At 40.3% G+C, this 24,215-nt stretch carries 14 protein-coding genes and 3 pseudogenes; 8 read left to right on the forward strand and 9 right to left on the reverse strand.

The window, feature by feature from the left end:
• Positions 1-14: 14 nt before the first annotated feature.
• From P4S61_RS06460 to ilvG, 5 genes and pseudogenes are all read right to left on the reverse strand, one after another.
• A pseudogene (locus P4S61_RS06460) lies at positions 15-1,063 on the reverse strand (ABC transporter substrate-binding protein).
• A gap of 174 nt (positions 1,064-1,237) precedes the next feature.
• A pseudogene (gene ilvA / locus P4S61_RS06465) lies at positions 1,238-2,789 on the reverse strand (threonine ammonia-lyase, biosynthetic).
• A gap of 2 nt (positions 2,790-2,791) precedes the next feature.
• A complete protein-coding gene (ilvD, locus tag P4S61_RS06470; RefSeq protein WP_145238380.1) occupies positions 2,792-4,648 on the reverse strand; it encodes a dihydroxy-acid dehydratase in 1,857 nt (618 codons plus the stop codon).
• A gap of 115 nt (positions 4,649-4,763) precedes the next feature.
• Positions 4,764-5,006 carry an acetolactate synthase 2 small subunit gene (ilvM, locus tag P4S61_RS06475; RefSeq protein WP_145238377.1) on the reverse strand — a complete coding sequence of 81 codons (243 nt, stop codon included), beginning with the start codon at positions 5,004-5,006 and terminating at the stop codon, positions 4,764-4,766.
• A complete protein-coding gene (gene ilvG, locus P4S61_RS06480; RefSeq protein WP_182819917.1) occupies positions 5,003-6,652 on the reverse strand; it encodes an acetolactate synthase 2 catalytic subunit in 1,650 nt (549 codons plus the stop codon). The genes ilvM and ilvG overlap by 4 nt, the downstream gene beginning before the upstream one ends.
• Positions 6,653-7,217: 565 nt before the next feature.
• On the opposite strand from ilvG, the gene P4S61_RS06485 reads away from it, so the two are divergent.
• From P4S61_RS06485 to P4S61_RS06515, 7 genes are all read left to right on the forward strand, one after another.
• Positions 7,218-8,885 carry a phosphoethanolamine transferase gene (locus tag P4S61_RS06485; protein ID WP_337117974.1) on the forward strand — a complete coding sequence of 556 codons (1,668 nt, stop codon included), beginning with the start codon at positions 7,218-7,220 and terminating at the stop codon, positions 8,883-8,885.
• Positions 8,878-9,252 carry a diacylglycerol kinase gene (locus P4S61_RS06490; protein WP_145238368.1) on the forward strand — a complete coding sequence of 125 codons (375 nt, stop codon included), beginning with the start codon at positions 8,878-8,880 and terminating at the stop codon, positions 9,250-9,252. The genes P4S61_RS06485 and P4S61_RS06490 overlap by 8 nt, the downstream gene beginning before the upstream one ends.
• Positions 9,243-11,207, forward strand: coding sequence for an LTA synthase family protein (locus tag P4S61_RS06495; RefSeq protein WP_337117975.1), 1,965 nt, complete (start codon positions 9,243-9,245; stop codon positions 11,205-11,207). Before P4S61_RS06490 ends, P4S61_RS06495 begins: the two co-directional genes overlap by 10 nt.
• A 59-nt stretch (positions 11,208-11,266) precedes the next feature.
• The gene (locus P4S61_RS06500) at positions 11,267-11,941 is read left to right on the forward strand and encodes a response regulator transcription factor (RefSeq protein ID WP_337117976.1); all 675 of its coding nucleotides are present in this window, start codon (positions 11,267-11,269) and stop codon (positions 11,939-11,941) included.
• Positions 11,922-13,370: a sensor histidine kinase gene (locus P4S61_RS06505; RefSeq protein WP_337117977.1), complete on the forward strand. Its 1,449-nt coding sequence runs from the start codon at positions 11,922-11,924 to the stop codon at positions 13,368-13,370. The genes P4S61_RS06500 and P4S61_RS06505 overlap by 20 nt, the downstream gene beginning before the upstream one ends.
• A 46-nt stretch (positions 13,371-13,416) precedes the next feature.
• Positions 13,417-14,295 carry a TraB/GumN family protein gene (locus P4S61_RS06510; protein WP_145238356.1) on the forward strand — a complete coding sequence of 293 codons (879 nt, stop codon included), beginning with the start codon at positions 13,417-13,419 and terminating at the stop codon, positions 14,293-14,295.
• 345 nt (positions 14,296-14,640) lie between these two features.
• The gene (locus tag P4S61_RS06515; protein WP_337117978.1) at positions 14,641-16,560 is read left to right on the forward strand and encodes a transcriptional regulator; all 1,920 of its coding nucleotides are present in this window, start codon (positions 14,641-14,643) and stop codon (positions 16,558-16,560) included.
• A 117-nt stretch (positions 16,561-16,677) separates the two neighbouring features.
• Here P4S61_RS06515 and P4S61_RS06520 read toward each other — a convergent pair whose 3' ends face one another.
• The 3 genes and pseudogenes from P4S61_RS06520 to P4S61_RS06530 form a co-directional block, all read right to left on the reverse strand.
• Positions 16,678-18,360, reverse strand: a complete 1,683-nt coding sequence (locus P4S61_RS06520; protein ID WP_337117979.1) for an SUMF1/EgtB/PvdO family nonheme iron enzyme — start codon at positions 18,358-18,360, stop codon at positions 16,678-16,680.
• Positions 18,361-18,952: 592 nt separating this feature from the next.
• Positions 18,953-19,600, reverse strand: coding sequence for an RES family NAD+ phosphorylase (locus tag P4S61_RS06525; RefSeq protein WP_337117980.1), 648 nt, complete (start codon positions 19,598-19,600; stop codon positions 18,953-18,955).
• Between the two features lie 634 nt (positions 19,601-20,234).
• Positions 20,235-21,677: pseudogene (locus tag P4S61_RS06530) on the reverse strand (ATP-binding cassette domain-containing protein).
• 145 nt (positions 21,678-21,822) lie between these two features.
• Here P4S61_RS06530 and P4S61_RS06540 point away from each other — a divergent pair.
• On the forward strand, positions 21,823-22,440 hold the full coding sequence (locus P4S61_RS06540) for a hypothetical protein (RefSeq protein ID WP_145238348.1): 618 nt from the start codon (positions 21,823-21,825) through the stop codon (positions 22,438-22,440).
• A gap of 5 nt (positions 22,441-22,445) precedes the next feature.
• On the opposite strand, the gene P4S61_RS06545 is transcribed toward P4S61_RS06540, so the two are convergent.
• A complete protein-coding gene (locus P4S61_RS06545; RefSeq protein ID WP_337117983.1) occupies positions 22,446-24,173 on the reverse strand; it encodes a response regulator in 1,728 nt (575 codons plus the stop codon).
• Between the last annotated feature and the right edge of the window lie 42 nt (positions 24,174-24,215).

The following is a 24,215-nucleotide window of genomic DNA, read 5'->3' on the forward strand; positions in this document are numbered from 1 at the left end:
ATTTCATTTATGCATTATACGCTTTTTCTGAACATCAAGCGTAAATAAAGTGGTATAGATAACAAACTAATTATAATTGCCGCAATAAGCATCCACGACATTTTAATTTGTTCAGGTTCAACATACTGGTAAATAAAGCCATCTTGCGCCTGATTAAATTCGTCTTGCTCAATCCCGTATAGGTCAGCAATCAACCGCCATTTCGCTATCGACATAGATCCTAAATTAGTGCCCGGTGGTAAAATATAATCACTCAATACTTCAGCTTCATAGGCAAGCTGAGAAAAACTTTTATTGGGTGCGTATTGGTGTTGAGTTAATGCAATTGTTTCATCCATATGCATCATTGCATAGCGCCAGCCCTTTAAGCTGGCCTGATAAAATGCTTCAACTGTTTGCGGATGTTGTTCGAGCATATTCTCTGTGGTGTAAAGAATATCGCTATACACATTAATTCCATACTTCTGCGGGCAAATAAGTCTATAGTCAATGCCTTGCTCACGCATAATATACGGCTCATTAGTCACGTACACTTGCATCGCATCAATACTCCCAGCTAACCAATCCGCACTGCTGTTACCACTTTCATAAGAAGGTAAATTATTCGTTTGGATACCACTGCGTTCGAGCATTACCAATAATTCGGCATTTTCTTTGCGGCTGATACTGCTAAGACGCTTATTGACAAAATCCCGAGGATGAAAAATATCGGAGCTTTTTTTACCATCCAACAATAAGGAGAAAATTGTAAAATAGCAGCCATTGCCACCAAGGGTTTACCTGCGATCCGTTGCTGTAAAATACCTGAGTGCCCGACCCCGAAGTGAGCTTGGCCCGCCAACACTTTAGTGAAGGTATCTGGGTTATCAGGATCTGCCGGTAAAATAGTGACGTTTAGCCCTGCCGCTTTGTAAAAGCCTTGTTGCTGAGCCATATAGTAACCAGAAAATTGAAATTGATGCGTCCACTTTAGTTGTAAAGTCACATCCGCTGACGCAAAACTTTGCCCGCTGAGTATAAGCAAAGTGGCATAAAGCTGAAATTTCAGTCCTTTAAATGACAAATCGTGATCTAATAAGTTAGCTAATATTGCTATAACTATAGATAAGATATTCAATTAACCCAAGACTTTAAGTTTGCAAATAGACAAAAAAACACCTCAATTGAGGTGCTTGCTTATACTAAAACCACTTCAAGATACAGAATTCGTATCTTGAAGTGGTTTGGGTATATATCTTTAATTATTAACCGCTTTCACCCTATCGATGGGACGTTGAGTAGTTAAAAATTGGGTAAAACACGGATTCAGTGTTTCATCTTGCACACTGTAACCTAAGCGATTTAAATGCTCGTTGAATACCTCATACTGACTAGGCTCAATCGCAAACCCTGCTAATACATTGCCCATCGAACCACCATGATTCCGATAATGAAACAAAGTAATATTCCAATTGCTGCCTAAAGTATCTAAAAAGCGCGCCAGTGCGCCTGGATATTCAGGAAATTCAAAGCGTAATAACCGCTCATGCATCTGCTCAGGTGCTTTACCACCAACCATATAACGAACATGTAATTTAGCCAGTTCGTTATCTGATAAATCACAAAATTGATAGCCATTGGTGGTTAAATCAGCTGTGAGCTCATCTAACTCTTGCTGACCTTGGCGCAGTGCAACACCAACAAATATTTGCGCTTCACCAGGGCCTGCGTAACGGTAGTTAAATTCAGTAATAGCGCGACCACCTAATGAGGCGCAAAACTGTTTAAAGCTGCCTTTTTCTTCATTGATGGTTACTGCTAACAACGCTTCGTTTTTCTCTCCCAGCGCAGTACGCTCAGCCACATAACGTAAGCGGTCAAAGTTTAAGTTTGCGCCAGATAACACAGCTGCTAAATGCAGCCCTTTTTGGCCTGTTTGCTGACACCATTTTTTTCAGCCCAGCCGTTGCCAGCGCACCTGATGGCTCAGCAATCGCACGGGTTGAAACAAAAATATCTTGCATCGCCGCACATATTTCATCACCGGTTACAGTGACTACTTCATCACAAAACTTTTGCGCCAAACGAAAGGTTTCGGTACCAATAATTTTTACCGCAACACCATCGGCAAAACTGCCAACCCGTTCAAGCTCGACGGGTTTGCCTGCTGCAAGTGCCGCTTGTAAACAGGCACTTTCATCAGCTTCTACACCGATTACTTTTATATCTGGGCGCAATGACTTTATATACACGGCCATACCAGCAAGTAAGCCACCACCACCAACTGGAATAAATACCGCATCAAGTTGATTAAGCTGCTGCATTAATTCACGTGCAACCGTGCCTTGCCCTACAATCACATCAGGATCATCAAATGGAGGAACAAATATGCCGTCGCGCTGCTCAGTAAGTTCCAGTGCATAAGCTTTGGCAGCATCAAAATGATGGCCATGTAAAACCACTTCGCCACCAAGCGCACGTACCGCATTGACTTTGATTTCAGGGGTCGTCACTGGCATTACAATCGTTGCTTGATGCCCTAAGTGTGATGCACTGAGCGCCACCCCTTGAGCATGATTACCAGCTGAGGCGGTGATCACCACTGAACCGGCTGGCAGTTTAGCCAGTTTGTTGTATGCACCACGCAGTTTAAACGAATAAACTGGCTGCTGATCTTCGCGCTTTAGCCATACTTGATTACCAAGACGAGCACTGAGTTCAGCCATTTCGCTAACCTCAGTAACTTTTGCCAGTGGTTCCATATTAGCCTGGATAATAGCGCGAAAATAATCGAGCTCTTGAGAAACCATAATTAACTAAGCTCCTCCAGTTTGGCTAAATCACGCACCGCGCCTTTATCAGCACTGGTTGCAAGTAGCGCATACGCTTTTAGCGCAGATGATACATAACGTTCACGATCGAGTGGTTTGTACGCTTGTTTACCACGAGCAAGTTGCTTTTGCTTACGCGCTTCAAGTTCTTCATCTGTTAACGCTAACGTGATTTCGCGGGTAGCGATATCGATAATAATTTTATCGCCGTTTTCAACGTAAGCAATGGCACCGCCACTGGCCGCTTCTGGTGAAACGTGGCCAATTGATAAACCTGACGTACCGCCCGAGAAGCGACCATCGGTTATAAGTGCGCACTGCTCAGCCAAACCTTTTGATTTTAAGTAACTGGTTGGGTAAAGCATTTCCTGCATGCCAGGTCCGCCTTTCGGTCCTTCGTAGCGAATAACGACTACGTCACCGGCTTTTACTTCGTCATTTAAAATGCCTTCAACTGAATCGTCTTGTGATTCATACACCACGGCGGTGCCTTCAAAGTGTAGCATTTCATCAACCACACCCGCGCTTTTCACAATACAACCATCAACAGCTAAATTACCAGATAGTACCGCCAGGCCGCCATCTTGGCGAAACGCATGTTCAACGCTACGGATACAACCATGTTCACGGTCATTATCGCCTTCATCCCAACGACATTCTTGGCTCATTGCTTTGGTGGTACGAATGCCCGCAGGTCCCGCTCGGTAAAACTTTTGCGCTGCTTCGTTGTTTGGATCAGTGGCATCCCATTTTTTAACTAGCTCTGCCATAGTCATGCCAGCAACATGATTTACCGACAGATCCACTAAGCCAGCTTTGCCAAGCTCGCGAATTATTGCCATCATGCCACCAGCACGATGAACATCTTCAATATGGTATTGCGCGGTTGCAGGCGCTACTTTACATAAGAAAGGTGTTTTACGAGATAACGCATCAATGTGCGACATATCAAAATCAACACCGGCTTCTTGCGCAGCTGCAAGTAAATGCAATACGGTATTTGACGAGCCACCCATAGCAATATCAACCACCATGGCATTCATAAACGCGGTTTTATTAGCGATAGCACGCGGCAAGACTTCTTTATTATCTTTTTGGTAATACTCACGGCATAAATCAACAATTCGTGCACCGGCTTCGACATACAGTTGTTTACGATCTTTATGAGTCGCAAGTGTAGTGCCGTTACCAGGTAGTGCGAGGCCAATTGCTTCTAATAAACAGTTCATTGAGTTGGCGGTAAACATGCCCGAACACGAGCCACAGGTAGGACATGCTGAGCGCTCTACTTGCTCTGAGTCAGCATCACTTACTGATTCATCAGCACCTTTTACCATGGCATCAACTAAATCTAGTTTGATATCAATATTGGCAAGCTTAGTTTTACCTGCTTCCATTGGGCCACCAGATACAAAGATTACTGGAATATCTAAACGAAGTGCCGCCAGCATCATTCCTGGGGTGATTTTGTCGCAGTTAGAAATACATATCATTGCATCGGCGCAGTGACCATTTACCATGTATTCAACTGAGTCAGCAATTAAGTCGCGCGATGGTAATGAATACAACATACCGCCGTGGCCCATGGCAATACCATCATCAATGGCGATAGTATTAAATTCTTTTGGCACACCACCCGCTTGAGTAATGGTTTCTGCCATAAGCTCACTGAGTTGGTTAAGGTGCACATGACCCGGTACAAATTGCGTGAATGAGTTTACAACCGCAATAATCGGTTTGCCAAAATCGCTATCTGTCATTCCTGTTGCACGCCATAATGCACGAGCACCTGCGCGCTTTCGACCTTCAGTTGTTGTTGCACTTCTTAATTTAGCCATAGTTACCTCAGTGTTTGCAGTTACTTATAATATGTAACTGACATCCTCATTCTTAAATTTTTATTGCTAAGGGGAAAAGACCCAATAGCCCTGTTGATTTAGTTTTTACAGCAAACTACATTGCTTGCTGTTGTAAATTTTCTAGTGTTACTTGCTTAACGTCCACCAGCTTATTGAGCTGCGTGGTTAATAAGTGAATTGGCTTATCACTGTCGACCGTCATAGCCACATGGTAATGACCATCATCCATATTCAATTGAAAATGGGTTAAATCAAAACCACGATGACGAACTACACGCAAAAAGCGCTCAACGGCGATACTTTGATTTTTTAAAGCGACTGTTAAACTGTGTTTCATTTTCCACTCTCCGTCATCATTTCGTCATTCGCGGCACCTGGCGGTACTAGCGGCCAAACATTTTCTTTATCGTCGATACAGGCATGTACTATATAAGGACCTTTACTATTCACTAATGCTGTAATTGCATCATCAACTTGGTTAGCGTGGGTGATCGTTTGCCCAGCGATACCAAATACGGCAGCCAATTGCACAAAATCAGGGTTATCTGATAAATCAGTTTCAGAATAACGCCCTTCAAAAAATAACTCTTGCCATTGACGAACCATACCTAAACGTTGGTTATCTAAAATTAATATTTTTACCGGTAAATTGTTACGACGAATAGTGGCTAACTCTTGAATGTTCATCATGATTGAACCATCACCAGAAACAGTGATCACAAAATCATTTGGTCGAGCTACTTGCGCACCAATGGCCGCAGGTAAACCAAAGCCCATAGTGCCTGCACCACCACTACTTAAGTGGTTGCTTGGATGACTAAACTTCATATGTTGTGCCACCCACATTTGGTGCTGGCCTACATCACAACACACAACGCCTGTACTTGGCATCCGCTGGCTTAGTTGGCTTAATAAATACGGGGCATATACTTTTTCGCCCGGATAGTCATAGCGCCATGCATGTTCAATCATCATCTCTTTGGCATGATCACGCCATGCTTGTTCAGTTACAAAGCACTCTAATTGCGGCAATGAGGTTTTTAAATCAGCAACTAACGATGCTTTAGCTGGTTTACGCTTACCAATTTCAGCAGCATCTATATCTAAATGGATCACTTTTGCTTTAGCCGCAAACTTGCCTAAATTACCTGTTACACGATCATCAAAGCGCGCACCGATACATACGAGGACATCACACTCTTGTACCGCTAAATTTGCAGCTTGGCCGCCATGCATGCCCAACATACCTAAGTTATATTCGTAATCAGGTAATACACTGCCCAATGCTTTTAGCGTTGAAACCGCAGGCATTTGGGTTTTTTCTAAAAATTGCATTAGCTGTACTTGCGCATCAGCCGCCTGTACACCGCCGCCAACATAGGCAACAGGCCGCTTGGCTTCGCTTAATAGTTGGTTAGCAATAGCCACTTGCTTTAAATCTAACACCGGTAAGTAATCATCAGCCGCAAGCCAAGGATGAAAAGGCACTTGCGCCATTTGAATATCTTTTGGTATATCTACTAACACAGGGCCTGGACGACCTGATTGCGCTAAATGCATGGCTTCTTGCAGTATTTCGGCTAAATCTTCAGGACGTTCAACCATATAACTGTGCTTAGTGCAGGATAATGACATACCTAATACATCAATCTCTTGAAACGCATCAGAGCCAATGGCAGCAGTTGGTACTTGGCCTGTGATCGCAAGTAATGGCACTGAATCCATCATCGCATCAGCAAGCGCGGTGATTAAGTTAGTAGCCCCAGGGCCTGAAGTCGCAAAACACACCCCAAGTTTACCCGTGCTACGAGCAAAACCAACCGCAGCAAAACCTGCACCTTGCTCATGACGAGTGAGATAATGTTTAACCGGCGCACCATACAGCGCATCGTAAATTGGCATGATTGCCCCACCAGGGTAACCAAATACTTCTTTTACGCCGTGTTTGGCTAATAAATCAATTGTTAACTCTGCGCCTGTCATTAAATAATCCTCATTCCTCAGTGACATATCTATACTTAACTATTGCTAAACCCTGAAACTAAAAAGCCCCCCGACTGGTTAAGTGCGGGGGCTTTTATAATGCTTTACGTATTTTTAAAGCACTAAGTAGCCCCCGCGGTAATAATAATCACCACGACGTTAATTAGGACTAGGTTTAGTGCGTTTGTAAGCATGTAATAAATACCAAAATTTGTTAGTTTACGAAGGAATATTAACTTCCCCGCTGTCTTTTTATATTAGTACCGCGATGGGAGAGCTAAGTCAACCTTAAAATCAATCTAAAAAACCGCTCACCACCTGACTTTAAAGGCATAAAAATTCAATATGAAAGCCTATGTAGATTAATTTACCTCATATATGGAACTATTGATATTTCATACCTTGTTATAACCAATTACTGGTTTGATTAATTTTTGACGAAATCACAATAAATCATTCCTTTTAAATCATCTAATTCAGGAAATGACTAGCTATCCTTAAGTGTTTCTTAAGTCTTGGACTCTACTATGCAGGTATTAAATTATTATTATTGAGTTCTCAATTTATGTTGGTAGGCCAATTTTTCAGTTCAGGTTTTAAAAAGCGCTTCTACATTACCTGTAGCGCCAATACTTTTATTATTTCATTGGCATGTTATTACTGCTTAATAATCAATATTCCTTTTATGCATGGTGCATTCAACGCAATCACCACACTGCCCTCTTTTTCATGGTTATTTTTACTCTCAGTACCGTTACTGTTACTTTGCTTACTAATTATTTTCTTTTCATTATTATCTAGCCGCTGGCTACTCAAACCAATTAATTACATATTATTGTTAAGCTCATGTGCCGCTCTTTACGGCACTTTAAATTATGGAGTGGTATTTGACTATTCGATGATTCAAAACACCTTTGAAACTGACGGTCATGAAGCGGCAAGCTATCTGAACTTGCAATTTATCATGTTCTTTTGTTTATTTGCCTTAGTGCCGCTATTGGTTTTAATTAAAACCAATATTCGTTTTAGTCCGCTAACCAAAGAGCTGGTAAGTCGCAGTAAACTCGTACTTAGCTGCTTTGCTCTAATCGCCGTAATTGTGTTGAGCTTTTATGCTGACTACGCCGCCACCGGACGTAATAATCAATTATTAAAAAAAGAGTTAATTCCATTTCAATACTTAAGCAGTGGCTATAAATATATTCGCGATCAATGGCTGGTCTCTGACGAACCATTTCAAATTTTAGACCCAACGCCAGTATTAAGTGCATCACAACACACGCAAGTAACCGTTATCGTAGTCGGTGAAACAGCACGTGCTGAAAATTTTGCTTACCAAGGTTATACACGCGACACCAACCGCTTCACTCGACCTTTCAAAGTAACGTACCTGAACAATGTAGTGTCCTGTGGAACCGCAACAGCAGTATCTGTTCCTTGTATGTTCTCACGACAAAGCCAAGCTGAGTTCTCACGTAACGAAGCTGATAACCAGCAAAACATTCTCGACATAGCCCAAAGCGCTGGCGCTGATGTGTTGTGGATTGATAATAACAGTGGCTGTAAAAATGTCTGTAATCGCGTTACTAACATTACCATCAAGGTAGATAACTATGCACTTTGTGAACAACAGCATTGCTATGACGAAGCGTTACTAGCACCACTTAAACGTAAACTAGCTAATCTAAGCCAAGCCAATACGGTCATTGTATTGCATATGATGGGCTCTCATGGACCCACTTACTTTCAACGCTACCCAGATCAATTTAAGCAATTTACACCAACCTGCGACCGCAGTGATATACAAAACTGTAGCACTGAGCAGTTAGTTAATACTTATGACAACACCATAGCGTATAGCGACTACGTAAACTCATTAATGTTAACCGAACTGAATAACTTACCTGACAATATTGATAAAACCTTTGTATATATTTCAGATCACGGTGAGTCGCTCGGCGAAAACGGCGCCTACTTACATGGCTTTCCCTATAGTTTTGCTCCTAGTGGCCAAACACATGTCCCAATGTATATATGGGCTGCCAAAGGTAATCAACGCATTACAGAAAGTTGCTTGAAGAGTGTTGATCAACAACAAGCAGCTTCTCACGACAATATTTTTCATACATTAATAAGTCTAATAGGCATCAAAAGTAAAACTTATGAACTACCTTTAGATTTAGTAAGTAACTGTAAAACAATCAATAACAAAGTGAAGAACAATAATGAATAATTCGAAAACGGTACTCAAACGTCAAGGACTACTACGCCTTTTATTTACCTTACGCCATACTTTTAATGGCTTAAAATGGATGACGCGATTTGAAGCTGCATTTCAGCAAGAACTCGCGCTATTTTTATTACTTGGAGTGTTTGCATGGCTGGCGAATATTCCCACCAGCGATAAACTTATTTTAATTGCCAGCTTGCTGTTTGTACTGTTCGCTGAATTAGTCAATACTGCGATTGAAGTAGTAGTTGATCGTATTGGTACAGAACATCATGAACTCTCTGGGCTGGCTAAAGATATTGCCTCTGCCAGTGTATTTATAGCGATGCTAATAAGCACACTTATTTGGTGGGCTATTTTATGGGCATAACTGATAGATTTAGTGTTGCGCAACTAAACAATAAACTCGGTCCATACTGGGTATTGCTAACATTTTTTAGCTTATCGCTAACTATGTTAACCCTGGCTCGTTTTAGCTTAAGTGTATGGCAAGGTGAGCGAGTATTTAGCTCTCATGCTTGGCTAAATATTTTTATTGGCGGCTTGCGCGTTGATACGGCTACCTTAAGCTATATTTTAATGCCGGCATTGTTGTTGATTATTATCAGCACATTAATCTCTAAACAGCACCTTATCCGTGGCATTATTAAATACTATTTACTGCTAATGGCTGCTCTGTTGATCTTCTTTGAAGTAATCACTCCGACCTTTATTAATGAATATGACTTACGTCCAAACCGCTTATTTATTGAATACTTAATATACCCAAAAGAAGTCTCTCGAATGATTTTTGCAGGGTATAAAATAGAAGTATTCGCCACTTTACTATTCTTGATCGTCGGAGTTAAACTGGCTACAAAAGTTTTTACCAGCCAATGGCGTAGCCACTGTCAGTTGCCAATCATAAAACACTCCTTATTGGTGATTAGCCTACTGTGCTTAACCGTTCTAGGTGCACGTAACTCACTAGGTCATCGACCGTTAAACCCTGCAATGGTGGCATTTTCAACCGATCATTTACTTAATGATCTTAGCCTTAACTCATTGTATAGCGTAGCCTTTGCAATTAAACAACTCGGTAACGAAAAATCAAGCCAAGACTTTTATGGTGCAATACCAGAAGAGGAATTATTAGCCTTAGTGCGCGCGAGTATGCAAAATGAACAAGCTGTTTTTAACGATGCCAGCGCTCCAACCAAAACCTTTCATCAAGCGGCGTATCAAGGGAAACCCAAAAATCTAGTCATCATTTTACAAGAAAGTTTAGGTGCTCGCTATGTAGGTACTTTAGGCGGTTTACCTTTAACTCCTAATATAGATAAGCTCTATCAGCAAGGTTGGGGGTTTGATAATTTATACGCCACAGGCACACGCTCAGTACGTGGTATAGAAGCTGTTATCACTGGCTTTACCCCGACGCCTTCTCGCGCAGTAGTAAAGCTTGATAAATCGCAACGTGATTTTTTTACCATTGCTGACTTTTTAAGTAAACAAAATTACCACACCCAATTTATTTACGGTGGTGAAAGTCACTTTGATAATATGCAAAGCTTCTTTTTGGGTAATGGCTTTCAACACATTGTAGATAGTAATGACTTTGCCAATATTGATTTTAATGGCTCATGGGGCGCCTCTGATGAAGATCTCTTTAACCAAGCGGATATTGAACTGACTAAGTTACAACAACAAGGTAAACCTTTTTTTAGCTTGGTATTTTCCAGCTCTAATCACAGCCCTTATGAGTTTCCAGATAATAAAATCACCTTATACGATAAGCAAAAACAAACTCGCAATAATGCGGCAAAATATGCCGATTATGCATTAGGCACCTTTATCGAAAAAGCAAAGCAATCAAGTTACTGGGACGATACCGTCTTTATAGTAATTGCCGATCATGATTCGCGCGTATCGGGCGCAAGTTTAGTGCCGATTGAGCACTTTCGTATTCCTGCGGTTATTTTTGGCAAGGGTATCAATGCCAAGCGTGACCATCAGCTTGCCAGCCAACTTGATATTCCGACAACATTATTATCCTTAATTGGAGCCAGTGGTGAACATCCGATGATAGGTCGCGATCTTGCGCAGCCAATCGCTGATAACAAACAACGCGCAATGATGCAATACGATAAAAACTTTGCCTACATAACCGGTAATAGTGGTCAAGGTAATAAGGTCGTAATTTTACAACCACAAAAACCAGCAACCACTTATATATACACACAAGATAAATTAGTGCCCACCAGCAACGACCCACAATTGGTGAAAAAAGCACTGGCACATGCCAATTTAGGTAACTTAGCCTATCAAAATGGTTGGTATCATTAACGCACTGATGCCTTGCTAAAGCAGCAAGGCAAACCGTGTTATTTAATTAAGTTAAGATCATGAAAATACTCGTAATCGAAGATTCTGAACCGCTTAGGCGCAGCCTAGACGTAGGCCTTAATAATCTCGGTTTTACCGTGGACGGTACCGGTGATGGTTCACAAGGTTTAAGTATGGCACTGTGTGGCGACTATGATTTAATCATTCTCGACTTAATGCTACCAAGTGTTGATGGCATGAGTATTCTCAAAGCACTGCGTAGCAGCTCGAGTCAAGCTCGGGTATTAATTCTATCCGCTCGCTCTGAAGCACAAGACAAAATAAACGGCTTAATGAAAGGTGCTGATGATTATCTAACGAAACCGTTTTCGTTTGAAGAATTACATGCCAGAGTACTGGCGTTGTCTCGGCGAGGCCAATTACAAAACCAGCAAAACACACTCTGTGTAGGTGAATGCGTGTTAGATTTGAGCTTAAAAACACTGCATTATCAGCAGCACCCCATAAACCTTACTCGCAACGAATATAAAATCATTGAGTGCTTATTTAGTGCCAAAGAACGGGTGTTAGGCCTTGAGATGATCAGCGAAGCCGTGGCCGGCCAATTTGATATGCTGTCAAAAAATGCCCTAGAAGCACATATTTCAGCGATCCGCAAAAAAGTACGACTACTAGGCGGCGAACTACCAATTAAGAATAAACGTGGATTTGGTTATGTTGCTTCTCAAAACTGAGTTGCCAAAAACTAAACGTCACTCTATCAAGCGTAAACTCGTCAATAATATTAGTGCCGTACTGTCGATTATTCTGGTTACTATTTTTTTAACTGTCGATTTGAGCGTTGATTCTTGGGTTGAAAACCAATTTCATCAATCGTTAACTAATAAATCTAATTATTTAAAAACCTTAGTGAAAGATCATAATGGCAAACTAGAGTTTGATTTTGCTGGCGAATTTATGTCTGAATATGAGCAGGCTAATGCCAGCGAATTTTATCAGCTATGGCACGAACAACAGACGTTTGAAAAATCAGATTCATTGCAACTATATCAAAATATTGATTTACCCAATTTCGCTATCCCCATTAACGAATTTAAAATTATTGATTACACTTTGCCTAACGGTGAAGAGGGTCGCGCCATGATCAGCCACTTCATTGCCCAACAAGAAGACGAAGCAGCACGCGGCAGCGGTCATTTTAAGACCATGGTTTTAACTATCGCAGCCCCTATTTCATCATTAAATAAAGTATTGCTGATCATTGATGTGGTTTTTATTCTGACCTGCATTATCGCAGTTTTTGGAGTACGTTATTTAGTCACTCGAATCGTTAATCGTGGCCTCTTTCCACTGAACAACTTAAATGAACAAATAAAATTACTCGATATCACTGGCGCCTCACAAACTATCAAAAGTGACTTTCAGGTAGAGGAAATTGAACCTATTCGTAATGAGCTGAATAAATTTATTACCACCAATCAACAGCTCTATCAAAATGAAAAACGCCTAACCAGCGACATCGCCCATGAATTGAAAACGCCAATTTCTGAGCTGATCAGCTTGTCAGAAGTGGCACTGCGCTACCCTGATGATGAGCGTATTAGCGCCACATATACCAGCGATATATTGGCTATATCTCAGCGTATGAAAACCATCGTCAATAACTTGCTGCTATTACAGCGCGCTGGTAGTAGCGCTGTAGAGCTCAATTTAGAAAGCGTTAATTTAAGTGACTTTATTACGCAATTAAGCAATGAACTGCAGTTTAAACATGCCGATATTAAGCAGCGCTTACTGCTAAATGTTGCAACTGAGCTGATGATCACCGCTGATCGATTTTGCCTGCATACCATTTTATCTAACTTGCTCGATAACGCATTGTTTTATGGGCTTAGCACCCAACCTATCAACTTACAGGTCGAACAAACTGAATATCACACCAAAATCACGCTATGTAACGCTTTAGCTAAGCCTTTAAGTGAACAACAACTAGAGGCTATTTTTGCCCCCCTTTACCAGCTTGATAGCTCACGAACGAATAACCAACGCCACGGCTTGGGACTAGCGATAGTGAACAGTTTATGTAATCTCAATAACTTTACCATCAGCGCAAAAAACAAACCAAACTCTCGCTTAGCATTAATTTTAACGTTACCCAATTAAGCGTATTGGTTTAATATGGATATATACCCAACCAATAAGGACAATTATGAACCTCACTCAGCGTATTAGCAGTTACTTTATTTTATCCCTTTTACTGTGTATTAGTTTTGCTAGCCACAGTGAACCTGGGTTGTGGCAATTAGAAAAAAATGGTGTTAAATCATATTTGTTTGGCACTGTGCATGTCGGTGATGCCACCATGAAAGGACTACCTAAAAAAGTAACCGACGCGCTTGATGCCAGTGATAAAGTAATTGTTGAAGTCAATGTTAGTGCAATTAGCCCGATGGAAATGCAGCGCCGCTCAATGCCTTTTATGATGCTAAAAAATGGCAAAACACTGCAAACTGAGCTTTCGGAACAAAACTATAAGAAGCTTGACCAATACTTCAGCAACAAATCAATTGATATTGCGATGTTTAACAATATGGCGCCATGGGCCGTAATGGTTACTATGTTGCAAATCGAATTTCAAAATATTGGTTTTTCCGATCAATATGGCATTGATAAGCAAGTACTTGCCTATACAAAAACCAACAATATACCAGTTGGCGAATTAGAAACTCTCGAATATCAAATGGAGATGTTTAATAATCTATCGTTGTTAAGTAACGAAATGATTGAAGAAACGTTTGAACAGCTTGCCGACGTTGAAACCTACTTTATTAGCTTAGTTAATGCATGGAAAAATGGTGATATGGCGACCTTAACTAAGTATTACAATGAAAGCTTTGACGACAGCAACTACGGTGAGATCAGCGAACAAGTAATGCTGATTGAACGTAACAATAATTGGGTAAGAGAGCTCACGCCTCGCATCGGTAAAGAAAAACTATTTATCGCCGTAGGCGCCCTACATTTGCCAGAACAACACGGTTTGTTAAAGCAATTTCAAGATCAGGGATTTAGCGTAACTCGCTTATAAATAGAGAGATACTCAATTTATTTTTGCTGCTTGTTAAGTATTAGTAAATATAACTTCCTTAGCAGATAGACAGGTCTTTCTGCTAAGGTTGTGTAGCTGATATCTGACCTTACTATTTGGTTGATAAATGTAGGAACGTTTTTTTCATTTCTAAATTCAACATGTCGCAATCATGCACTTATTCAAAATGGGTAAGGCTTTTATTTGAATACATAGATAAGTTGAGGCTGATGATGATGTAACTGTTAATCTTGTCATCACGCTATTGATAAATACTCCCTTTAAACATTAGGTCGGTTAAGATGATGTTGGATTATAGTAGCAGCAAACTAAATACTTTAAATAATGCGATATACTTTTTTAGATTTTGAATTCGACAGTAACAACTTAATACTCAGCAAAAATGGCGACGATATTGATATTCGTCCTAATGAAGCTAAGCTATTGGCGTTACTGCTTTCTGATTCCACACAAGTTTTTAGTAAAGATGCTATTTTAACTAAGGTTTGGCACGATAAAGTGGTGTCTGAACAGGCTGTATTTCAAAATATTAGCCATCTAAGAGCTGTTTTTGGTAATAGCGCGATTAAAACTTTCCCTAAGCGAGGTTATCAATGGCAATTGAATACAAGCCAAATACAAACAGCAGTAATAACTGAGCCTCGATCTGTAAACATTACGACTACTACAATTAAAGCTAAGCCAATAGCAACTATGCCATTGACACAAAAAATCGGTGCTAACGCAACGTCTGACATAAACTCAAGCGATATATTTAAAGTTGGCCCTACAGAAAAAAAGCCTATGGGATTTTATGCTTTGCTCACAAGTTTACTGGTTGTTTTCGCCACAGCAATCTTAATCCTATTCCCACATAGTTCTGATAAAGTCGCCGCACCTGCTGCAATTGGCATTGCTTATATACCTTTTACTCAAAGCCTTAGTAACAACACTATAAAGCTCGCTGATGATGAATTTTTTGATTTTACAGAACTACCCCAACTAAGCCCTTTGCACTTTGAAACATCGATTGAGAGTGAATATCCAAAGCTTGCTGATAAGCATCCACTGATACTAACCGCCAACGTACGTACCTATAATTCACTCACCTATCTAGATTTTATCTTGAAAGGTCCTATTACGGACTGGCGCGGACAATTAACAGGTTCTTCCAATCAAGCAGTGATAAGCAAGCTAAAACAGCACTTATCACAAGATTACATTTATGACTTATTAATGTCACCACAGTCACTTGAAATCAGACTGGCTAAGTTATCTATCGCCCATAAAAGCAAACCTAACGACTTTATTAACTTAGGCAAGTTGGCGATGCTTTATATTCAAATGGAAGAGTTTGAAAAAGCCATGGTAATGGCTGATAAACTTGCTAATTTTGCTATTGAAGCACAAAACACACAACAATTAGGTAACGCCCTATTACTACAAAGTGAAATTTTAACAAGAAAAGAATTGTTTGAGCTCAGTTCAGAAAAACTCGCCAGCGCAATTTCTCAATTCAAAAAGATTAATGATGCTAAGCGCCTAGCAGATGCCTGGTTTGCTCAATCTTGGTTAGATCACCAAAATAAAAACTACAATGCGGTGAAAGCAAGTTTGCTCAAATCCGCGCAATTATCACTGCAGGTTAACGATATACTGCGTGAATTAGATGCTCTCACTTACCTTTCAGTTTTAGCTTATAAAAATAAGCAAGCAACAGACCAATACCTTTATTTACAACAAGCTGAACGTAAAATGAAAGCGTATAACTTGCCACCATATCACTTTGCTAAAATCCCCTTTCATTATGCTATTTTTGCCCAAACACCAGCAGACAAAGAACCTCATTTTAAACAAGTACTCGACTTTACCAAATTAACGCCTGACCACTGGGTTGCGCAAAGTAGCCGCAAGAGTTTGCTACAATATTACCTTGATGAAAATCGCTTGGCGGAAGCCAAGGCATTGATTGATAATTTATCTGTAACGACTACATCTATTGATAGTCCACAAAACTCTTATCTAAAAACTTTATTTGCCCAAGCCAGTAAACAAACAAAGGACTTTAATCGCTTAGCAAAACACACCTTTGAACAAGCGCAACTTTCTGGTGACAGAAACCTGAGTTTGGATGTTGCGTTGTTATTATGTAGTGATAACAATGACTCTGAAAATTACGACTTCTATTCTCAATATATTACTGAGCATGCGGGTGAGAATTGGCGACGTTATAATAAAGATAAATTACTTACGCTTAATCTTTAAAAACGCTATTTAAAAATTTTTTTGCTCTTTTTTATCGAGCTAGTAAGGGTAGCAAGCATATTTCAAGAGCCACGCTAAAAAGCTACCCAAGTAGTTTTTGCTTTTTCTAACTAGGTATTAACTCGCTTTCAAGGATAACCAATTCAGTTTCCAATTATTGTCGCGAGATTTTAGGGTTAGTGTATTCTTACCTTGTTTCAACTTAACCAGAGAGCCTTGCTGAATTTGCCATTTATCGTAACCGCCGGTTTTAAGTACTGGGTTTTCAGCCAATTTTTTTTCATTACTATAGACGTCAAATCCTTTGGTATCTCGTTCGGCTGCAACACGATATTCAAGTTGGTAAAACCCTGCTTTGGCGACATTAAGCTGATAAGTAATAACAGCGTTTTTACCTATAGCATCTGGCCCCGTTAAGACGCTACCAAAGCGCTCACCATCAGAGCTAAAAGAAATTACACTATCACTAAATTCGACTGCCCATTCAGCTTCTACTTTACCGGGAACACTTATCCAACCTGGTTCAATGGTTATCGGCTTACTGTAGTGACTTTGCAGATGCTGTTTAACAGCCACCACGGTATAGTCATATTTATGTTGCCCAATATTTTTATCTGTAAACGTTGTTTGAGTCAGGTTGCTTGCAAGTAACTTAAACATACCACCAGAAAGTAAATTGCGATAAACACGATAGCTATCGATATCACTGTCCTCACTTTTATCCCACGTTAGCGTTACCGAATCGTCTGTTTGCGTTAATACAACATTAGTCACTTGGGCTGGAATAGCAGGCTGATTATCTCGGCGCTTTTGCTCTTGTTGTTGAGCAAAAATTAACTCACGTTGAAATTTTTGACTGCTTTTAGCTAGTTTGGGTGCAGCTCCATCAAGTGCGAGTCTAAAGCCATCAACGCCGCCAGCAAAATCTTCTGGAATAGCGCCTCGACTAAATAGCGGACTATGACTCCAATGCCAACTACCACCTCGAGCAGCACGCAGCTCACACTCGTCACTTACGTAAGCTGAACCATCATTAGCGATATGCTTGTAGCCTCGCACATAACAATCAGCTAAGAATTCTTGTACATTACTTAATACATCAAACAAACCAAAAGCATTAGGCTCATACATACCAACAATGCTGGCGTAAGCTGAGTGATCATTACAATGGGCAATATCGCCACTCCAGTTGTAATAGCTAGTATTACTGTCGCGCTGCAAGATACTTTCACCGTATAAATCGCCAACATTGGCATAGTTACACACTTGTGTATTATCAGGATCGTCACCAAAATAATAATCGGTTTTAGTGCCAGCTCTAGCGGCATATTCCCACTCAGCCTCGGTTGGTAATCGATAAGGCTTACCGGTCTCCTTCGCTAACCATTTTGTATAAGCCTGTGCCGCTTGCCAATTGATACAAACAACGGGCTGAAATTCGCTGGTATTTAAGGCATTAGTTTCCCAGTTGCCTTTTGAATACGGTAAGAACCACCCGTTCATTTCATGTCGGCATTCTTTTGGTGCAGCATAATTTGTTGCCGCAATAAAACGACGAAATTCACTTACGGTGACTTCATATTTACCCAGACTAAATTCTTTAACATTGACGTTAGTAACAGGCTGGGTACTTTCTTTTTTGGTAGATCCCATAGCAAAACTGCCAGCAGGAATAGTGGCCATAATCGGCTCTATCGGTTTCGTTGTTGCATGGCCACCAGCGTTAGCAAATTCGTCAGCATGAAGATGAGCGCTGCCAATAGCACAGCAAAATGTAAGTAAGTAGTTATTGAGTTTCATTGGTACATCCTTTGTTATTCGAATTGGTATAACTAAGCCATAACAATGAAATAGTGAATGGCATTAATCTTAGAAAAAACCTACCTTTAGAGTTAAATAGAAAAATCCTAGATTAATTTTATCGAGAATACAGTGATACCCATCTTAATATTCTCATTTAGGACAACAACCAAAAAGCTGACTAATTTGCTCTATTTACTTTTCAACAATATCTATTCTACTTACAGAAAAAACTGTCAATGGGCTGTAAAACCTAAATTTAATACATGTGAATGACTGCAAATTAGCAGCTTGCGAATTACTGACTGGGGATTTATACGAAGTTAAATACTAGGCTAAGGGTTTTTAGCAATTACTCACGTTTGCTCGTCGCTTTCTATGTAAATACTCACAATACCCTTCCTGCGATGCTGGCCTCCCGACTGCACCATGAAAAAAGATCTTTAATTGAATTATTCACAACGAGGGTAAGAGACGCTGCGCTTTAGAGTAAGTAAACGAATTTGTTTATTGATTTAGAATTGACCATCACTATATAAAAACAGTCAAAAAGAACATTAGTGCCTATTCCCAGAGTTAAGGCTCATATGTGTTATGTGTTGCCACGCTCCGCTGTCAAAGATGAGCTTTCATCCAACCTCTCGAAGTCATATTTAACCTTAGATACGACAAACAAGTCACACTGAACAACTGCCGCATCATTTAAATTAAAAAGGACATAATTATGCCCTTTAGTTAAAGAGCTTTTATAAATAATCCCGTCATACCCTTTCGATTTAATAAACTCTGATATTATTTGCGTCGGCGCATATTCTGATTTGGAATCAGATTCCGTTACAGGCCAAGAAAAAGCAATATCCATCGCAGCCCACACAGCGTCAATTTTCTGCTCAATAGAAGGTTCGTCGATGTAAAAATATGGGTACAGCTCGGCCTCAGCAGTCTCCGAAAAATCTATCAACTTCATATCCTTTGTCAAATGCAATTTAGCGATTGTTACGGGTAATCCAGGCCAAGGCCTCACTTCGTGTACCGCAGTTTCTGCATCTGCTGCTACATATAAACAAGGGTTCCCTTTTAAGTTCGCTCTCCCCTCTGAGGGGCTATTGCTCAAGGGTTTCATTCGTTTGAATGAATAAGGAATACGCTTATCAACATGGAACTCTTGTTCTGCACTATCAGTAGCCTTTTCCTTATCGCATCCAGTTTGTGCACGCCATACCACAGAACCAGATTTCAAGGTTTTAATCCTGTCATTACAAGTGTCATTAATTGAATTTAGAAATTCACTCGACTCATGATCTAAAATGTAGCGCAACTTAGAGCACGCTTTTTTAGAAAAGTCAGAATAAGCTTAACCAAGATTTGAAGCTCATTCATACTCCTTAGTTTGTAGTAACACATAACACTTACAACAAGCAGTTTTGTGACGTTCTTCCACAAAATTATTCTACTACTAGTATCTAAATCAGGTGAATATTATATTCTTGGCCAGCAATTATCACCAAAATACCTGAATGCATGAGATGGTCTATCAATTTTGATAAATGTAACCTGAGCTGTTACTTCCATTGAGCTATCCTTGTCATATAAAAATTTAATCAAAGAGCACGTTCCTCTTTTATACAAAAGGCGCGTTCTCTTATTTACATTACTCATTAATAACAAATTATGTAACTGTTTGCTATCCGTATACCCAAACCACCTCTAGATGCAGAATTCAGCGTTTCACAGGGGGTTTGATATCACGGAGTTACTTTGCAAGAATGGCTGTTGGGTTTCGTTGCACTCAACCCAACCTACGGCGATAAATTTAACGCCGAGCTGCTCTGGTTTTTCCTAGCGCCTAGTACCTAAAACCTAGAACCTTTTCCTTACCTAAAATCAGCCATATCTAAATAGTGCTCTATCCCGGTGATTTTATCTTTCGCATGGTGGTTTACATAAATCACTGTGCTACTGCCTGCGGTGCATATTTTTTCGATTAACAGTAAAACACGCTGCCGGTTGGCTTCATCAAGCCCCAAACATGGCTCGTCTAAAATCAGTAATGTGGGGTGTTTTACCATAGCGCGGGCAATCAATAGCATGCGTTGGTCACCAAAAGACAGTTGTGTAAATGGCGTGTTTTTTAACTCACTCAAACCTAATAATGCTAACCATTGTATGGCGATATCAAGCTGAATTTGAGTTGGCTTTTGATACAAGCCAATGCTGTCGTAAAAGCCTGACACTATGGTATTTAGCGCCGAAATACTAACCCGATATTCCATATGCAAAGCATTCGAAATATAGCCAATATGCTGCTTAATTTGCCAAATACTTTCACCACTGCCGCGTTGATAGCCAAACACTTTAATATCATTGTTATAACACTGCGGGTTATCGCCAGTGATTAAGTTAAGCAGGCAGGTTTTGCCGGAGCCGTTTTGACCACTGAGCTGCCAATGCTGTCGTGCTTTGATTGTCCAATTTAAGTGGTTAAAAATAACCTTACCGCTATAACTGACGCTGGCATTTTGCAACCGTACTAACTCAGGCTCATTAAACTCTGGGGCACTGTGTGCCACGTCTTTGCTAGGAATCGTTAAATCAGTTTGTTGTAGGTGTAATAATTTAAATAAATCATCGCGCTGCTTAAGGTCAGGTGTTGCTAGTTGCTGTTGTAATTCGCCATTTTTCACATAACCATAATGCGTAATAAATACGGGGATTTCATCTAACCGATTAACCACAAAGACCATGGTCATGCTGGCACTTAGTTCGATTAATACGCTACGTAATAGCTCAACGCTTTGCACATCCAAACCGTCAAACGGTTCATCAAGCACAATCAGTTCGGGGCGATTACTCAGTGCTTTAATTAACATTAGTTTACGTGTTTCCTGGTTGAGAGTGCACGCAAACGTTGCTTAAGCAATGCCTCAAAAGCAAACCCTGTAATTAACTGCTAGACATAGCTGTTGATCAAAATATGGGCCTGATTGCTGATAAATCAGCTCTGACACCAATTTAGGGCTGGTTTTACCATCGGTGATGTCGTCTTGATCAGCTAATAACTCAGCAGTAATCAATTGCTTTTGCAGATCTGAAGAGACTATTTCTGTACGCTTAAAATCACAACTTCGTGTACCACTGACAATATTAGCTTGATCGAGTAATACTGCTGTTATGGCTGATTTTCCTGCTCCGTTACCGCCAAGCAGCACCCAATGCTGAGCGCTCTCAACCTGCCAAGTTAGATTACTTACGAGAAAACTTTCGCGATCATTGGTACCAAGGTTAGCCGTCACATTATTGAGTTTAATTGACTGCACAGCGATCCTTTTTAGCTCTTAAATTAATTAGTTTGAAAATACATGACTTTTATTAGCATGGCTATAGAATAAAATTCACACGGTTTAAACCTTTTTAAATCTGCTAACGTCTAATCTATAAAGCCATTAACAACGAGTAAAAATAATGAATACACTTAGTATCTCTAGTTTAGCCGTAATTCTATTAACCAGTAGTTTAGCTGCTCATGCTGAGCAAAAAATTGAACAGACCTTTGATGTCACTGCCAAGCAGGCATTGGCGATCAACGTCCCCGTTGGCAGCCTAGAACTTAGCACCCATCAAGGTAACCAAGTAACCGTGTCGATTGAGCTAAAAGCGAAAAATGATAATTGGTTTAGTGATGATGTTGCACTTGAAGATATCACTTTAAAACATCAACAAAGTAGCGATAAGCTGAGCCTCTCGATTGATAATGACGATGTACAACAAAGCTGGCTGGTAAGTATACCAACAACCATGGCGATAGATTTAGAGCTAGGTGTGGGCGATATTGAAGTAAATAATTTTGCTAATACTGCCAGCATCGATGTCGGTGTGGGCGCAGTACGGATCAGCAGCGCGTTAGCTGACTATCAAACGATCACCCTAGATAGTGGTGTTGGCGACACCAAAATAGCAGGCATGAAAAATGATGCTAAACATAGCCGTAAGCTGGTCACCTCAACTAGTAAATATAACGGTGACGGCCAATACCGCATTAACGTTAAAGTCGGTGTAGGTGATATTAAAATCAGCCACTAAAATTATCAGCCCTCGTTAAATACATTCATGAGGGCTTTTTTAATATCCGCAACCGAAAATGGTTTATAAACATGTACATTAGAGCCAAGTTCATAAGTTCGCTCTAAATCACTTGGCGCAGTGTTGGCGGTGATCACAATGATCGGAACCGTTGAATTTAGTTCTTGGCGGATAATATCAATCGCTTGAAAGCCATCCATCACCGGCATGTTCAAATCCATAAAAATCACATTAAACTCACTTTCAGCAATTTTTTGTGTTGCTATTAAACCGTTTTCAGCAACTTCAACCGTGTAATTAAGCTCGGTTAAAATTCGCGATAAAATTGTCGCGTTTAATAAATTGTCTTCTACGATTAAGCAATGCAGTTGTGCAGGTAAGTTGCCTTGCTTCGTTAGTAGTGCAGCTTTAGATAATGGCAAACGGATCTTAATCTGTGCACCATGCGGTATGACATCTTTAAACTCAACGCCGCCTTGCATAGCACTGACAATATGTTGCACACGCGCTAAACCGGTTTGTAAGCCCTGAAAATCATTGCCCTGTTCGATGCTATGATGATTTAAATATGGATAGCATTGAGCAAAACCAACGCCGCTATCAGCGACCACTATTTTAATATGACCATCTTGGTAACTAACGGATATTGAAACCTGTCCAGTGCTAGTAAATTTAATGGCATTACTAAGTAGTTCGGTAATGATTTGCTGCAATCGTAAATGATCAAACTCTGTATAGCGATCTAACTCAGGACTGAGTTTTACTTCAAACTTTAACTGTTTGTTATCACAGGCAAACTGAAAAGGTGTAATAGCCGACTCAAGCGTGGTTATTAAATTACGCTTGATAAATTTTAACTGCCATTGCCCAGTATTAAACTGCTGTAGTTCATATAACTCATCCAGCATACTTACAATTCTGCTGGCACAATATTTTGCTTGTTTTTGCAATGCTTGCTGAGATTCTAATAGCTGAAGTTGCTCAATCGAGTCTACCAGCCCTTGTAGCGGTGTTCTAAATTCATGACTTGCCCGTGCGATAAAGCGCTCTTTATAAGTGCTTATCTGCTCTGCTCGCAACTTTTGTTGTTGGTATTTATTAATCGCAGCGGTAATTTGCAGCTCCATAGGCTGAAATATAAATTTCAGCTCAATGAATAGCAACACTAAAGTTAATAGCCAAAAAGCCAGCTCTAAGTTGGACAGCACTCGGGTTTTGAACTTTGCTTGTTGTTCAAATAGCGTGACTGCACCATCAAGCTCCTTGAGCAAGCGTTCAACCTCAGCAACTTTAAATCGCTTTTCTGCTGTATTTGCACTAGGAGCATTTAACAGTAGCTGCACTTTAGCCAAATACGCCTGCGACGTTTGCGCAAGGTTAATTGGTGATGAAAAATAATAAGCAACTAACTGGTCGTCTAAATATAAATAATCGCCATTAGAATGCTGTTGCACTAAAAATTCATGCCCTGCTCTAAACTCTGCGCTCGCTTTAGCTAATACATCACGGTGTAATTTAATATTGCTACCAATCTCAGTAACCAAGGCATTACTATGCCAAGCGATTTTTTGTGACAACATCCGCTGCTTACCTGCAACATTGATAATATGAGCATCATCCTTTTGCACAAAAAACATAAACTGAATAAGCAGAGCACTCGCGCTCGAGAGAATCGCTATCGCTAATAACGCCCAACGATAACGCGACCGAATATTAGCAATAATTTGAATCATAATAGGCCCTATTTTTTTTAATAAGTGTAGACCAAAGGGGAT

Source organism: Pseudoalteromonas sp. B160 (assembly GCF_037162485.1).
Classification (GTDB): Bacteria; Pseudomonadota; Gammaproteobacteria; order Enterobacterales; family Alteromonadaceae; genus Pseudoalteromonas; species Pseudoalteromonas rhizosphaerae.

Coding starts and splice junctions, on each gene's coding strand:
- ilvD (WP_145238380.1), bottom strand. CDS start 4,648: ATGGCTAAATTAAGAAGTGCAACAACAACTGAAGGTCGAAAGCGCGCA.
- ilvM (WP_145238377.1), bottom strand. CDS start 5,006: ATGAAACACAGTTTAACAGTCGCTTTAAAAAATCAAAGTATCGCCGTT.
- ilvG (WP_182819917.1), bottom strand. CDS start 6,652: ATGACAGGCGCAGAGTTAACAATTGATTTATTAGCCAAACACGGCGTA.
- P4S61_RS06485 (WP_337117974.1), top strand. CDS start 7,218: ATGTTGGTAGGCCAATTTTTCAGTTCAGGTTTTAAAAAGCGCTTCTAC.
- P4S61_RS06490 (WP_145238368.1), top strand. CDS start 8,878: ATGAATAATTCGAAAACGGTACTCAAACGTCAAGGACTACTACGCCTT.
- P4S61_RS06495 (WP_337117975.1), top strand. CDS start 9,243: ATGGGCATAACTGATAGATTTAGTGTTGCGCAACTAAACAATAAACTC.
- P4S61_RS06500 (WP_337117976.1), top strand. CDS start 11,267: ATGAAAATACTCGTAATCGAAGATTCTGAACCGCTTAGGCGCAGCCTA.
- P4S61_RS06505 (WP_337117977.1), top strand. CDS start 11,922: ATGTTGCTTCTCAAAACTGAGTTGCCAAAAACTAAACGTCACTCTATC.
- P4S61_RS06510 (WP_145238356.1), top strand. CDS start 13,417: ATGAACCTCACTCAGCGTATTAGCAGTTACTTTATTTTATCCCTTTTA.
- P4S61_RS06515 (WP_337117978.1), top strand. CDS start 14,641: ATGCGATATACTTTTTTAGATTTTGAATTCGACAGTAACAACTTAATA.
- P4S61_RS06520 (WP_337117979.1), bottom strand. CDS start 18,360: ATGAAACTCAATAACTACTTACTTACATTTTGCTGTGCTATTGGCAGC.
- P4S61_RS06540 (WP_145238348.1), top strand. CDS start 21,823: ATGAATACACTTAGTATCTCTAGTTTAGCCGTAATTCTATTAACCAGT.
- P4S61_RS06545 (WP_337117983.1), bottom strand. CDS start 24,173: ATGATTCAAATTATTGCTAATATTCGGTCGCGTTATCGTTGGGCGTTA.